Raw genomic sequence first — 13,845 nt, 5'->3', positions numbered from 1 at the left:
CAGGCAGGATCTGCCAGCTCCGGGCATATGAGCAGATGAACACAGCGCGAGTCGGGAGGATCAGCCATTCGCCCGCCCCGGCCGCACGGCCCGAACGGCCCGCACGGCCCGCACGGCCCGAACGGCCCGAACGGCCCGAACGGCCCCGACGGATCCGGCCGGCCCGGGAAGCCGTTGGCCCGGCCAAGCCGTCCCGCGACCCGACCAAGCCGTCCAAAGGTGCGCTCTGACATCTCGGCCCGGCCCAGTCCACTTGTTCCCGTTGTTCCCGGGGGTCCCCCCCCCTTCGCCATGCCGTACGGGATGCGGAGTAAGGCGAAGGGAACGAACCAGCCCTTCATGTCTTTCAGCACGACCGGCTCGCCGCAGCCCGTCGACCCCGACCAGCAGACGCCGCCGCAGGAGTTCGCCCCGGAACCCCTCTCCCTGCTGAGATCTGGGCGGCCGGCCTCCTGCGCGGGCCGGACGGCGCCCGGCGGCCCGTCTCGACGGCGCCCGTCACCACGTGGTGGCTGGTGTGGATCTCCGCGCTGTTCGCCGGCCGCGTCTTCGGCATCCTCCACGACCGCGCCGAGGACGCGGACGGGCTCGCGACGGCCGCCACCGCCGCAGCCGTGTACGGGGCGCTGCTGCTCGCGGCCTCCGTCCTCGCGATCCGCTTCGTGCGCGCACTGACGGCGATGCAGACCGCCCGGGGCGCGCAGGGCCCGTACGCGGCCCGGTAAGTCCGGAAACCCGGGTACCGCGGGCAACCCGCCCCTTCCGGCCCCCGCTCAGCCCCCCGCACCCGGCAGCCCGGCGGGCCCGCGCGCCTGCTCGGTGCCCCCGGGCTCCCCGGACGGACGGGCGGGATCCGGCGGACCGGCCTCCGGGAGAACGGGACCCGCGTGGCCGGCCTGCGGGAGCCCGGTGCCGGGAAGGCCGGCCTCCGGGAGGGCGCCCGGGAGGCCGGCTCCCGAGTGACCGGCTTCCGGGACGCCGGGAGAGTGGACGGCGAACTCGCACCACACGCACTTCCCGCCGCCCCGCGGCTCCACGCCCCAGGCGTCCGCGAGCCGGTCCACCAGCATCAGGCCGCGTCCCGACACCGCCCAGTCGTCGGCCTCCCGGCGCCGGGGCAGCGCGCTGCTGGTGTCCTCCACCTCGATCCGGATCCGGCCCTCCGGGGTCAGCCGCATGCTGACCCCGCCGACGCCGTCCGTGTGGACCAGCGCGTTGGTCATCAGCTCGTCCGCCGCCAGCTCGATCTCGTCCGCCTGGTCCCACGCACCCCATGCCGCCGCGGCGGCCCGGATCAGGTGGCGGGCCATCGCCGGGGCGTCCGGGTCCCCGGGGGTGAGGCGGTGGCTCAGCGGGCCGCCGCCGCGCGGGAGCGGGGTGCCGCGCCGGCGCAGCAGGAGCAGCGCCATGTCGTCCCCGCCGCCCGAGTCCCCGACCAGGTCGCACAGCACGTCGGCGAGTTCCTCCACGTCCGCGGGCCCGTCCCGGACCGCGTCCATGAGCTCGCGCATCCCGGTGTCGGGGTCCCCGCCGGGCCGTTCGGTCAGACCGTCCGTGCACAGCAGCAGGGTGTCCCCGGGATGCAGTTCGAGGCTGGTGACGGGATATCCCGTACCGGCCCCGCCGGAAGCGCCGGACCCGCCCGGGCCGCCCGGACTCTCCGCACCGGGCTCCCCCGGTTCGCGCGCGGGCAGGCCCAGCGGCAGCCCGCCCGCGACCTGCACCCGGTGGCAACTGCCGTCGCCGCGCCGCACCACGGGGTCGATGTGCCCGGCCCGGACCAGCCGGGCCATGCCGCTGGTGAGGTCGATGTCGGCGTACATGCACGTGGCGAAGCGTTCCGTCTCCAGGTCCCGCAGGAAGGCCGAGGCCCGGGCCATGGCCGCGCCGGGCGTGTGGCCCTCGGCGATGTACGCGCGCAGCGCGATCCGCAGCTGGCCCATGACAGCGGCGGCGTCCGTGTCGTGGCCCTCTACGTCGCCGATCATCACGCCGACCCGGCCCCCGCCGAGCGGGACCACGTCGTACCAGTCCCCGCCGATGTCCCGCCCCATCCGGGCGGCCCGGTACCGCACGGCGATCAGCGCCCCCGCCACCTCCGGGATCCGGCGCGGCAGCATGGCCTCTGCAGGCCTTCGGCGAGGTCGTGCTCCTGCTCGAAGAGGATGGCCCGCTGGAGGCTCTGCGCGATGCCGCTGCCCAGCGCCATCAGCACGTTGCGTTCCTCGGCGTCGAAGTCGCCCTCCCGGGTGTAGAGCAGTCCGAGCGCGCCGACGGGCCGGCCCTGGGCGATCAGCGGCAGGTAGACCCCGCTGCGGACGGCCAGCGGCTCGATGTACGGCCACAGCTCCGGGTAGCGGCGCTGGAACTCCTCGCGGGAGCCCAGGTACACCGGCAGCAGCGTCCGTACCGCCTCGCTCATCGGGAGCGGCGCGTCGATCCGCGTGTACTCGGTCTCCGGTACGTACGCGCCGAGCTGCCCCTCCGCGACCAGGTGGATCCGGCCGCCGTCCACCACGCCGAGCATGACGCTGACCGCGCCGAGGTGACCGAGGGCCTCGGGGTCCTTCAGGACGTCGGTGACGTCGTTGACGGTGCGGGCGTGCGCCAGGATCGCCGTGGTCCGCTCGATGACCCCGGTCATCCGGCGACGGCCCTCGTCCCGTTCCCCGGCCGCGCCGGGCTCGCCCGGGTCGTGGACGGCATCGCGGAGGATCCCGATGACACGGTACGGACGCCCGTGCGGGTCCCGCAGGATGCGGCCCTGGACATGGGTCCAGCCGGGGGCCCCGTCCCGGTCGCGGCTGCGCACGTAGGCCCCGTAGTGGGTGCGGCCGGCCTTCAGGGCCTGGGCGACCCGGGCGTCGAGCCGGGCCTCCTCGCCGGGTGCCAGGCGGACCCGCAGTCCGGCGGGCGTGCCCGTGAACTCCCCGGGGCGCAGGTCGAGGACCTCGAGGGCGGTGGTGTCCAGGAACATCCGCCCGCTGTCGAGGTCCCAGTCGAAGGTGCCCATGTGGTTGAGCGCGAGGCTCGTGTCCGTCCGGGCAGGCCACTCGACCTGCGGGGTCACTCCCCTTTCGGCCACACCTTCAGGGTCTCACTCTTCCCCGGCCCGCGCCGGTCCGCGGCGGTCCGCACGGAGCCCCGGGATCTTGCGCGGACGGTACGGGAAAGGGCGCGGGTTCGCGGTGCGCGGAGGGTCGGTCCGGCGTGTCGAACGGGGCCAGCCCCGCCCGTGCGCTAGCGCCGCCCCTCGACACCGCGTTCCGGGACGGAAAAGGACCAAAGTCCCGGCCTGTCGTGACTTTCGCCGTATGGGTGACTTGTACGATTTCGCGAAGATCGATCCGTTCATGATCATCTTTGCTGGCGTCAGGAACCCCCGGGCACGGGGTCGTTGACGCCCACGGCTGTGTGGGGTGTGGCTTGTCGCAAGCGCCGAAGACGACCGGAGAACCGGCCGGCATACCGGGGGGAGGGGTGGACGCAGGCACCGAAGCTGCGCACGAAGGGGCCCGGACCCCCGGACCGGCATCCACCCCGCTCACGGGCTCCGCCGATCCCGACGGCGACACCTCCGAGGCCACGGAGGCCCCCGAGGCCACCGGGGCTCCCGAGGCCACCGGGGCTCCCGAGGCCCCGGCCGACGGATCCGGGGCAGGTACCCGGACCGGGCGCGGGAGTCTGGTCGTCCGTCCGTACCGCGATCCGCTCGTGCTCGGCCCCCTCTTCCGTGACGAGGAGCCGGCCGGCGCCCGCACCCGGGGCGCCACCGGCACTGCGGCTTCCGGCGGCCCCGCCGGAGCCCGCCGGCCCGGTCCCGCACCGGCCGACCCGGACACCCTGCGGCATGCCCCCGTCCACGCGGCGATACCCCGGCCCGCTGCGGCCACCCCACCCACCGCGTCCACCGCGGCGGGCGCGGACCGGCCCCGGGCCCTGCCGGCCGTGCTCGACCCCGAGCTCACCGAACGTCCCGCGCGGACCTGTTCCGGCTGGTGGGCGCTGCTCACCGCCCTGTCGGCCACGGGCGGCGCCGTCCTCCTCGCACGGTTCGAGGAGCTCCGCCCCGCCACCTCCCCCGCCGAGGTCTGGCCCCTGGCCGTCGTCGTGTGCTGCGCGCTCCTCACGCTCGCCGCGCTCGGCGGACTGCGGCGCGGCCGCGCCGGCCAGGCCTGGTCGCTGACCCTCTTCGGCCGCTACCGCGGCACGATCCGCCGTACCGGCCTCATCTGGTCCAGCCCGGTCCCGCGGCACACCCGCGTCGACGTCCGGCTGCGCCACTGGCGCAGCGAACCGCTCAGCGTCGTCGACTCCGAGGGCACCGCGCTGCGGTCCGTCGTCCTGGTCGTCTGGCGGGTCAGGGACACCGCCCGCGCGCTGCTGGCGGTCGACGACTACACCGCCTACCTGCGCGGACAGGTCGAGTCCGCGACCGCCCGGGTGCTCTCCCGGATGCCCGCCGACTCCTTCGGCCCGGAACCGTACGGACGCGACCGACCCCACGGACCGGAAACCCTGCGCGACACCGAGGCCGTCGGCGACGAGCTGACGCGGCTGCTCGCCGCCGAGTGCAAGGCCGTCGGCGTCGAGGTCTTCTCCGCCCGCCCGCTGCACGTCGAGTACGCCCCCGAGGTCGCCGCCGCGATGCAGCGCCGCCGGATCGCCTCGATCGACGCCCGGCACCGGGACTCCGTCCTCACCTCCGTGCTCGACGCCGTCGACGACACCGTTCACCGGATGTCGGACCGCGGGCTCGTGAGCCTGGACGACTACGAACGCAAGGCCCTGGTCAAGGACTTGACCGTGGCCTTCTACACGGCGCGCGGCCCTGCCGCCGACGCGCGTTGACCCCACCCCCGAGGGAAAAGGAATCATGCATGCGCACGCCCGAGTTCACCGAGGAAATACCCGACAGCTGTGACTGCACCGGCTGCGCGCGCGGTACGACGGCCATGACGGCCGCCTCGGCCCGCCGCCGTCGCTGCACCCTGCGCGGCGCCGTGGTCGCGGCCGTCGGTGCCACTGTGATGATGGGCAGCGGCGTGGGCGCCGCGTCCGCCGAGCCGGCGCCGGCGCACGCCGGCTGGGACGGCTCGAAGTACTGGTACAAGGACGCGACCGGCTGGTGGCGCTGGACGCAGCACTACAGCAAGTACGTGGCGAACAGCGGCGGCTCCCCGGCCCCGCACTCTGCTTCCTCGCCCTCGTCGTCGTCCTCGCGCTCCTCCTCCGTACGCACCTCCGAGCCGACGTTCCGCGGCCGCGCGGGCTGGGACGCCGCGGACCGGGTGTACTGGTACAAGGACGGCACCGGCTGGTGGCGCTGGACCCAGCACAAGGACAAGTACGAGCGCTTCGCGGGCGGCTCCGGGGCCGGATCCGGTTCCTCCTCCGGCTCGTCCGGCTCCTCGGGCTCCTCGGGCTCCTCCGGCTCCTCCGGAACGCCCATCCGCCAGGGCACCGAAGGCGCCATCTCCTTCGCCGGCAGTCACCTCGGCGACCCCTACGTCTGGGGCGGCAACGGACCCCACGGCTGGGACTGCTCGGGTCTGGTCCAGGCCGCGTACCGCTCCGCGGGCATCACCCTGCCCCGCGTGGCCTCCGACCAGTACCGGGCCACCACCCCGATCTCCCGTTCCGAGCTGCGCCGCGGCGACCTGGTGTTCTGGACCTCGAACGGCAGTACCTCGGGCATCCACCACGTGGCCGTCTACCTCGGCGACGGCACATACATCGAGGCCCCCCGCCCGGGCAAGCAGGTCCGCGTCTCCAGCTTCAGCGCGTACAACCCGAACCTGTACGGACGCGTCCGCTAGCAGTCGGCTCCGCACGGCGGCGGCGCGACCAGACCTCCCCGAGGGCCATCGGTCCTCGGGGAGGTCTTCGTGTCGGGCCGGACCCTACTAGTTGCCGTTACCGGCCGGACCTCCGTCCGAGTTCTGGTCGGTGCCGTCTCCGGGCCCCTGCGGGGAGGCCGGCGGCGGGGGCACGATCAGCGTGGTGGCCGGAGCCGGCGGAGGCGGCGGGGGCGGGGGCGGCGGGAGTTCGGGCTGCGGCGAAACCAGCGGCGGAGGCGTCGGCTTCGGCGGCTCGGGCCGCACCGGGGTCACCGGGGGCTCGGGCTTCGGCGCCGCCGAGGAGGTCTTCGGCGGGGCCGGGGGCAGGGGCGCCGCCGAGCTCTTCGTCGGCGACGGCGTCACCGCGCTCGTCGAGGGCGACACGGACGGTGCCGGTGTCGGCGACGTCGCCCGCCGCTCCGCGGACGGCGAGGTGGAGGCCGACTCGGACGGGGTCACGGACGGCGACTGCGACGGGGGCTTCGACGGTGACTCCGAGGGCGAGACCGAGGGCGAGACCGACGGGGACTCGGACGGGGATTGCGAGGGCGACTCCGAAGGCGACTGCGACGGCGACACCGTCGGGGACGGCGAAGTCAGCGTCGGCGACGGGGAGGTCACCGACGGGGACGGGGACGTCAGCGTCGGCGACGGAGAGGTGACCGACGGGGACGGCGAAGTGAGCGTCGGCGACGGCGAAGTCACCGTCGGGGAGGGCGACGTGTGCGTGGGCGACGGCGACGTGAACGTCGGCGTGGGCGTGGGGAAGATCGGGGTGTGGATCACCGGCGGCGGGATCGGCCTGTCGTGGCGGCCGTGGTGGTCGCCCCGGTCGCGCTCGAACCAGCGGCGGTCGTGGTAGTCGTAGATCACGAACTTGTTCACGATGGTCACGGACGGGGCGATGACCACGACCTGCGAGGGCTGGTACGAGGTCCAGGGCTGCCCGAACCGCTTCGGGTTGGCCTGCAGCGCCACCGGCGGCCCGAGCGGGTTGCCGCAGGCGCAGCGGACCCGCGGCACCCCGCGGTCGTCCACGAGCACGGCGGTCCCGGCCTGGAGCACGGACTGGTAGGCGGTGGAACGGCCGTCCACGTAGCCGTGGTTGGTGACCCGGGTGTCCACCCGGAGCTGGACCGGGGTCAGGGAGCGCAGGTACCCCGGCACGGAGGCCGGCTGGATGCCGAGCCCGGTGGCGAAGGCGGCGTTCTTGGCGGGCTGCGCCGACAGCACCCGGATCTGCTTCTCGACGTCGCAGGCGGGCGCGGACGGCGTGCCCCCGTACAGCTCGGGCGAGGCGCCGCTGACACTGCGGGTGGCGGTGGGCGGCGCGGTCGAGGGGGCCTTCGACGGGGTGTTCGCCCCGGGCTTCGTCTCCGCCGTCGAGGGCGCCGGGGGAGGTGGTGGCGGCGGGCTCTCGGGCGGCGGCGTGGCCTGCTTCGCGGCGGTGGACTCGGTGAAGGGGTCGGGACCGGAAGCCGCCGCGGGCTGGAGGAAGACCTCGTTGCCCGCGGAGGTGGTGGTGCCCCCGCTGCCACTGGGCCTGGTCAGGACGACGGCCAGGGTCACCGCGGCTGCGAGGGCGACGATCGTGGTGGCCAGCCGGGGTACGGAGCGCCACCACGCCTTGCGCGGGGGCTCGGGGGGCCCGGGAGGCACCCCGCTCCCGGATTCTCCGGGAGGGGCCGGCGGGGGCGGTGGCGGCGGGCCTTCCCGGCCCCCGGAGAGGGGCCCGGAAGGAGGTCCCGTAGGGCGCCCGGACGAAGACGACGGCGGCTGCGAGGGCGGCTGTGACGGCTGTGTCGGCCACGGCGGCTGCTGGCCGGAGGGTTGAGTGGTCACGGGCTCTTCTTCCCAGGCGGAGGGGTTCCGGTCCCCTGTGGACGTTCCGCTGCGGCCCTTGCCCGGCCGTGCCCGGCCCCTACGTGGCCTTGCCCGGCCTTACGCGGCCATGCCCGGCCCGAGGAGACCTTGCACGGCCTTCGTGCGGTGCCCCGCGGTGGTTCCCTTATGGAACTTCTGCGGGGCATCAGCGGAAATCTCCGGATTTCATGCACTCCTGGCGACCATTGTGTGCGCCGTCCGGGTGGTGGCCGCAAGCGGAGCTGCCTACGGTTGCAAGGTGAGCCCTACAACGGCACCGGCCGCGCGAGCCTGGCGCGACGCCTTCGTCGCGGTCCTCGCGGGCTTCGCGGTGATGGTCGTGGTCGCCTCCGCGGGGCTGGCCCTCGCCGGCGCCGGCGATCTGCCGGGCGGCGCCTTCCCGCACGTCGTGGCCGCCGTGGTGCTGATGGCCGCGGGCGGCTCGGTCGACGTCACGGGCGGGGCCGGCTTCCTGGCGGGAGCCGACGCGAGCCTGTCCTTGCTCCCCCTCTCCGTCAGCCTGGCCGGTGCACTGACCACCGGCTGGCTCTTCCTGCGGCCCCTGCACAACCGCGCCGTGGCGGGAGTCCGCGAACTCCTCGCGCGCGCCGCACCCTTGGTGCTCCTCTGGCTGGCCGCGCTGACCGGCACGGCCCTGCTGTCCCGCCAGAACTTCGCGCTCTCCACCGGCGATTCGGTCCTCGGCGACATCGGGGAGGTCCTCGACGCCACGCCGACGGTGGGCTTCGAGGCCGCGGTCCCCGCCAGCCTCGGCTTCGGACTGCTGTGGATCCTGGGCCTGTTGCTGGTCTCGCTGCTGGTGTCCCGGCGCGCACCGCTCCCGGCGGGGCTGGTCCGCTTCCATGCGGCGGTGCGGCCGGCGGCCTTCGCCGTGGTCGCGCTGCTCCTCGCGTACGTCCTCGTCGGGATCGGCGTCGGCCTGGTGGTGGCGGGGACCCGGGGGCACGCGGACCGCACCCTCGCGGTGATCCTGCTGGGCCTGCCCAACCTGGTCTGGCCCGCCCTCACCCTCGGCTTCGGCGGGGCCTGGGAGGGCAAGGCCGAGGGACCGTTCGGGCTGCCGGTGCCGAAGGTCCTGGACGAGGTGCTGCGCGGCACCGGCCAGGGCTCCGCCCCGGACCTGTCCACCATCGACGTGGCCTCGCTCACGGAGCAGGATTCCCGGGCCTGGTGGCTCGTCGTCCTGGCCGTCGTCCTGCTGCTCGCCGCCGGCGCCCTGGCCGCCGCCCGCTCGCCGGCGCACGTCCGCGCCTGGCAGCACGCCCTCCACCTGGCCGTCGCCCTGGCCCTGGCCACCCTGGTGGTCTGCCTGCTGGCCCGGATCCAGGCCCAGTTCGGCCTCTCCCTGCTGGGCATCGGCGACGCGGACCAGCTCGGCGGAGAGGTGGAGCTGCGGCCCCTGCTCTGGCGCACGGTCGGGCTCGCCTTCCTCGCGGGCGCGGTGGCGGGCTTCCTCGGCGCCCTGCTCCCCCGCCGCCGCAGGCCCGGGCCGGCCCGGCCGCCCGTTGCGCCGTTCGGGTGAACAGTCGCAAATCGGCTCATCGGGGGATCGTTTCCGCATGACACGCTGGTCTCCGTGAACATGACCAAAGGCCTGTTCCGGCCGCTTCACGCCGCTGGCCTGATCGCCCTCTCCGCACTGGCCCTGACCCTCTCCACCGCCCTCCCCACCCAGGCGACCGGCCCCGCGGCCCGCCAGCTCTCCGGCGACACCGGCCGCAAGGACGCCTCGGCGCAGGCGGTGTCCGTCAGCAGGGTGTTCTGCCCGCGCGGCACGGCCGTGCAGTCCGGCGGGTACTCCACCAGCCACTGGGACCGCCGCCGCGACGGCACGCTCCGGCACACCGTCCTGGCCTCCTACCCCGTCGTCGGCGCGGACGGCCGCAAGGGCTGGTACGCCTCGGCCGCGCACGCCGAGGTCACGGCCCACGTCGTGTGCGCGCCCGCCGAAAAGGACCGGGGCTGAAACAGCCGGGCTAAAACACCGGGCCTAGAACACCGGCAGCGCCCATCGGGGCGGCGGTGGCGGCGGCCCGGAGTCCGAGCGGGCGGGCGCGCGGACCAAGGCCGCCGCCCCCGGGCTCGCGCCCTCGCCCGCGCCCGCCCGCCGCAGCGCCCCCGTGAACTCCAGGCAGCTCCCCCACCGGTCCTCGGGCGCTTTCGCGAGGGCCCGTGCCAGCACCTCGTCCACCCCGGGCGGGAGGCCCGCGCGCCGCGAGGACACGGCCGGCGGCGGATCGTACTGGTGGGCCCAGAGCAGGGCCATGTCGTCGTCGCGCTGGAACGGCGGGCCGCCGGCCAGGGTTTCGTAGACCACGCACCCGAGGCTGTAGACGTCGCACCGGCCGTCGACCGGTTTCCCGGCGATCTGCTCCGGCGCCACGTAGTCCAGGGTCCCGACGAACTGCCCGACGCTCGTGAATCCGGTCAGCGACAGCGATTTCTTCGTCAGCCCGAAGTCGGTCAGGTAGACGTGCTCGGGGTGCTCGCTGTCGGTACCGCCCGCGACCAGGATGTTGCCGGGCTTCACGTCCCGGTGCACCAGGTCGTGTGCGTGGGCCGCGTCCAGGGCCGAGGCGACCTGGCCGGCGATCCGGGCCGCGGCCTCCACGGGAAGCGGGCCCGTGCGGTCCAGCATGGCCCGCAGGTCCTGGCCGGGCACGAAGCGCATGGCGATGTACAGCAGCCCGTCGGTCTCCCCCGCCTCGAAGACGGGCACGATGTGCGGGTGGTCGATGGCCGCCGCCACCTTCGACTCGTGGGCGAACCGCTGCCGGAAGACGTCGTTGCGCGCCAGCTCGGGCGCGAGGAGCTTGAGCGCGACCGTGCGGTCGAGCCGTACGTCGTGCGCGCGGTAGACGACGGCCATCCCCCCGCGCCCGATCTCGGCCTCCACCACGTACCCGGCGATCCGCCGCCCCCGCAGGTCGGATTCCCGCCCGCGGAACGGCTCCGCGGCCGGACCGGAGCCCATCAGCCCGCCTCCGGCCCGGGCAGGTCCACGATCCTGGTGGGCTCGTGCGGCGCGTCCGGGCCGTGCGGAACGTCTCGTACGTCGCCACCGCCCTCGGTGTCGGCCTCCGCCGGCGGGGTCTGCGGCCCGGGCGGGACACCGGGTCCCGCGACGACCGCGTAGGTGGCCAGGCGGCTCCCGTCCCCGTACATCCACCGTCCCGCCGCCTCGTCGAAGAGCCACACGGACTCCCCGTCGACGACGACGCCGAGGCGCAGTCCCCGCAGGGACCGCCGGAAGGATTCGGGGTCGGTCCGCCCGGCCGCGAGGTCGTTGACGGCCCGCCGGTAGCGTTCCAGGTCCTCGGTGCACCGGGCGAGCAGCGGCTGCGGGTCCTCGACGCGGGTCAGCGGGCGCCCGCCGGTCGGCGGGGGCTGCGGCACGGCCAGGAGCAGGCGTCCGTCCACCCAGGCGGACCATCCGTTGGCGCACAGGATCTCTCCCCATTCGCCGCGCCGGGACAGCAGCCGTACGGGGAGGAAGGCGTCGAGCGGCACGGTCGGCCGGGACGTGTCCGGGGTCTCCCACGCGGGGAGTCCGTCCTGCGGGACGATGTGGGTGGGCCGGAAGTCCGCGGCTTGGCCGGGGCTGGTCATCGCGGCTACTTCCGCATGATGGCCGGTTCGTGGCGCCGCAGCACCCGGCCGACCAGCACGCCGAACAGCACCGCCAGTCCCGCCAGCGCCGCCACCTCCGTGAGCCACAGCCGGGGTTTGTGGTCGAACAGCGGGTCCTGGGTGATCTTGCCGGGGACGATGGCGCCGAGGTCGATGGTGGCCGACATGGCGCCCATGGCCCAGCGGGCCGGCACGAACCAGGCGAACTGTTCGATGACGGGGACCCCGGTGAGTTTCAGCAGGGAACCGCAGAAGACGACCTGCACGATGGTGAGCAGGACCAGCAGCGGCATGGTGACCTCTTCCTTGGATACCAGGGCGGAGATCAGCAGTCCGAGCACCATGGCGGTGACGGACAGCAGGGCGACGACCAGGGTGATCTCGATCAGCGGGGGCAGGAAGAGGCCTTTGCCGCCGGGGGCGTTGGTCTTGACCCCGGCGAGGCCGACGAGGGTGAGGACCACCGCCTGGGCGATGGTGATGGCGCCGAGGACCACCACCTTGGACATCAGGTAGGCCGACCGGGAGAGGCCCACGGCGCGTTCGCGCTGGTAGATGACGCGTTCCTTGACCAGTTCGCGGACGGCGTTGGCGGCTCCGGTCAGGACCCCGCCCACGCACAGGATGAACAGGGCGTTGAGCGCCGTCTCCGCGGTGAGCTCGCTGCCGGCCAGCGCGCGGGCCATGGCTCCCATGACGAACGGCAGGGCGACCATGATGATCAGGAAGGTGCGGTCGGCGCTGAGCACGGCGGAGTACCGGCGGATCAGGGTGGAGAGCTGCGAACCCCAGCTCTGCGCCTTGGGCGGCGGCTTCGGCGGGATGCCCACGGCCCGTTCTCCGGCCCCCGGGAGCGGGACCCGGCCGGCGACCTCCACGTAGCGGCGGTACAGCGGCGAGGACCGGTGTTGCCCGGCCCAGTCGCGCTCGCGCTCGTTCTCGAAGGCCTCGAAGGCCTCGGGCCACTGATCGAAGCCGAAGAAGCCGAGCGCCTCGTCCGGAGGCCCGTAGTAGGCGATGCGGCCGCCGGGCGCGAGGACCAGAAGGCGGTCGCAGACGCTCAGGTTGAGGACGCTGTGGGTGACCACGATGACCGTGCGGCCGTCGTCGGCGAGGCCGCGCAGCATGTTCATCACGGAGCGGTCCATGCCCGGGTCGAGCCCGGAGGTCGGTTCGTCCAGGAAGAGCAGGGAGGGCTTGGTCAGCAGTTCCAGCGCGACGGAGACGCGTTTGCGCTGGCCGCCGGAGAGGCTGTGGATGGGCTGGTCGGCGCGTTGCTGCAGGCCGAGTTCGCCGATCACCTCGTCGACCCGGGCCTCGCGTTCGGCCTTGGCGGTGTCCTGCGGGAAGCGCAGTTCGGCGGCGTAGACGAGGGCGCGGCGCACGGTGAGCTGGGCGTGCAGGATGTCGTCCTGCGGGACGAGGCCGATGCGGCTGCGCAGTTCGGCGTAGTCCCGGTAGAGGTCGCGGCCGTCGTAGAAGACGGTGCCGTGGTCGGCGGGGCGCAGGCCGGTGAGCGCGCCGAGCAGGGTGGATTTCCCGGCGCCGCTGGGGCCCACCACCGCGAGCAGGGTGGTGGCGCCGACGGGGAAGGAGACGTGGTCGAGGAGGGTCTTGCGGCCGTTGTCGACGGCCACACCGAGGTCCTGGACGTCGAGGGAGACCTCGCCGGTGTCCACGTACTCCTGCAGCTGGTCGCCGACCAGACAGAAGGCGGAGTGGCCGATGCCGACGATGTCGCCCTCGCCGACGGCGGTGGCGCCGGTGAGGCGGGCACCGTTGAGGTACGTGCCGTTGTGGCTGCCGAGGTCGGCGATCTCGTATCCGCCGTCGGGGCGGGTGCGCAGTTCGGCGTGGTGGCGGGAGACGACGAGGTCGTCGACGACGAGGTCGTTGTCGGGGGCGCGGCCGATGCGGACGGCCGCCTGGGGGGCCAGCGGGCGGATCGAGGTCGGCTGCCGGAAGGTGCTGGTCATGTCCGGGTGGGAGACCGAGGAGGGGCGGGAGGAGGCGGCGGGTTCGGCGAAGCTGACGCGCGGTCCGTCGGCGGCGCTGCCGAAGCGCAGTTCGCTGCCGACGCCGACCGCCCACTCGCGGACACGGTGGCCGTCGACCCACGTGCCGTTGGTGCTGTCCTCGTCCTCCAGGGTCCAGTGGTCGCCGTCCGGGCGCAGGACCGCGTGGCGCCAGGACACGCGGGCGTCGTCGAGGCAGATCTCGCAGAGGGGGTCCCGGCCGACGTGGTAGGTCCGGCGCGGGCTCATCGCGGTGGTCCCCCTGTCGGTTTCCAGGAGGAGCTCGGGCGCGGTCGGCACACCGGGGCGCTGGACCATGCGCCGATTTTCCCACGATCCGGAGCGCCCGGCATAACCGCAGGTCAGGGCGGCGTTATGGGTAATGACAACGGTCCCCGTTGCAGCCTTTGCCCATCGCGTCGAGGTGCGCTTCACTTCAGGCGGAGCGGAACGCGCGAGCGGTTCGCCACGACCCA

Annotated in this window: 8 protein-coding genes and 2 pseudogenes; 5 read left to right on the top strand and 5 right to left on the bottom strand. The window is 74.3% G+C overall.

Features of this window, described 5'->3' with window-relative positions; translation table 11 throughout:
- The first annotated feature begins 434 nt into the window (after positions 1-434).
- A complete protein-coding gene (locus tag ACIA8F_RS21880; protein ID WP_399381019.1) occupies positions 435-725 on the top strand; it encodes a DUF4328 domain-containing protein in 291 nt (96 codons plus the stop codon).
- A gap of 264 nt (positions 726-989) precedes the next feature.
- Here the strand turns inward: ACIA8F_RS21880 and ACIA8F_RS21875 are convergent.
- Positions 990-3,013: pseudogene (locus ACIA8F_RS21875) on the bottom strand (SpoIIE family protein phosphatase); the annotation flags it as partial.
- A 467-nt stretch (positions 3,014-3,480) separates the two neighbouring features.
- Between ACIA8F_RS21875 and ACIA8F_RS21870 the strand changes: the two are divergent.
- Both ACIA8F_RS21870 and ACIA8F_RS21865 read left to right on the top strand, forming a co-directional pair.
- Positions 3,481-4,851 carry an SPFH domain-containing protein gene (locus ACIA8F_RS21870; RefSeq protein ID WP_399380984.1) on the top strand — a complete coding sequence of 457 codons (1,371 nt, stop codon included), beginning with the start codon at positions 3,481-3,483 and terminating at the stop codon, positions 4,849-4,851.
- Between the two features lie 29 nt (positions 4,852-4,880).
- The gene (locus ACIA8F_RS21865; protein WP_399380983.1) at positions 4,881-5,819 is read left to right on the top strand and encodes a C40 family peptidase; all 939 of its coding nucleotides are present in this window, start codon (positions 4,881-4,883) and stop codon (positions 5,817-5,819) included.
- A gap of 447 nt (positions 5,820-6,266) precedes the next feature.
- Here ACIA8F_RS21865 and ACIA8F_RS21860 read toward each other — a convergent pair.
- Positions 6,267-7,682 (bottom strand): annotated as a pseudogene (locus ACIA8F_RS21860) (DUF6777 domain-containing protein); the annotation flags it as partial.
- Positions 7,683-7,962: 280 nt separating this feature from the next.
- Between ACIA8F_RS21860 and ACIA8F_RS21855 the strand changes: the two are divergent.
- Positions 7,963-9,246: a streptophobe family protein gene (locus tag ACIA8F_RS21855; RefSeq protein ID WP_399380981.1), complete on the top strand. Its 1,284-nt coding sequence runs from the start codon at positions 7,963-7,965 to the stop codon at positions 9,244-9,246.
- Positions 9,247-9,300: 54 nt separating this feature from the next.
- Positions 9,301-9,690, top strand: coding sequence for a hypothetical protein (locus tag ACIA8F_RS21850; RefSeq protein ID WP_399380979.1), 390 nt, complete (start codon positions 9,301-9,303; stop codon positions 9,688-9,690).
- Between the two features lie 24 nt (positions 9,691-9,714).
- On the opposite strand, the gene ACIA8F_RS21845 is transcribed toward ACIA8F_RS21850, so the two are convergent.
- From ACIA8F_RS21845 to ACIA8F_RS21835, 3 genes are read right to left on the bottom strand one after another with little or no spacing between them, the layout of a single operon-like run.
- On the bottom strand, positions 9,715-10,698 hold the full coding sequence (locus ACIA8F_RS21845; RefSeq protein WP_399380977.1) for a serine/threonine-protein kinase: 984 nt from the start codon (positions 10,696-10,698) through the stop codon (positions 9,715-9,717).
- Positions 10,698-11,333: a hypothetical protein gene (locus ACIA8F_RS21840; RefSeq protein WP_399380975.1), complete on the bottom strand. Its 636-nt coding sequence runs from the start codon at positions 11,331-11,333 to the stop codon at positions 10,698-10,700. The genes ACIA8F_RS21845 and ACIA8F_RS21840 overlap by 1 nt, the downstream gene beginning before the upstream one ends.
- Positions 11,334-11,338: 5 nt before the next feature.
- Complete coding sequence (locus tag ACIA8F_RS21835; protein WP_399380973.1) at positions 11,339-13,687, bottom strand: FHA domain-containing protein; 2,349 nt, start codon at positions 13,685-13,687, stop codon at positions 11,339-11,341.
- Positions 13,688-13,845 lie beyond the last annotated feature (158 nt).

The sequence above is a fragment of the Streptomyces sp. NPDC051563 genome, assembly GCF_044454225.1.
Taxonomy (GTDB): Bacteria; Actinomycetota; Actinomycetes; order Streptomycetales; family Streptomycetaceae; genus Streptomyces.
Note: the sequence above shows the minus strand (reverse complement) of the source record. Positions and strands in the feature narration are given on the sequence as shown.

What these genes read in the sequence shown, in the direction of transcription:
- ACIA8F_RS21865 (WP_399380983.1), top strand. Translation starts at nt 4,881, where the DNA reads ATGCGCACGCCCGAGTTCACCGAGGAAATACCCGACAGCTGTGACTGC.
- ACIA8F_RS21845 (WP_399380977.1), bottom strand. Translation starts at nt 10,698, where the DNA reads ATGGGCTCCGGTCCGGCCGCGGAGCCGTTCCGCGGGCGGGAATCCGAC.
- ACIA8F_RS21840 (WP_399380975.1), bottom strand. Translation starts at nt 11,333, where the DNA reads ATGACCAGCCCCGGCCAAGCCGCGGACTTCCGGCCCACCCACATCGTC.
- ACIA8F_RS21835 (WP_399380973.1), bottom strand. Translation starts at nt 13,687, where the DNA reads ATGGTCCAGCGCCCCGGTGTGCCGACCGCGCCCGAGCTCCTCCTGGAA.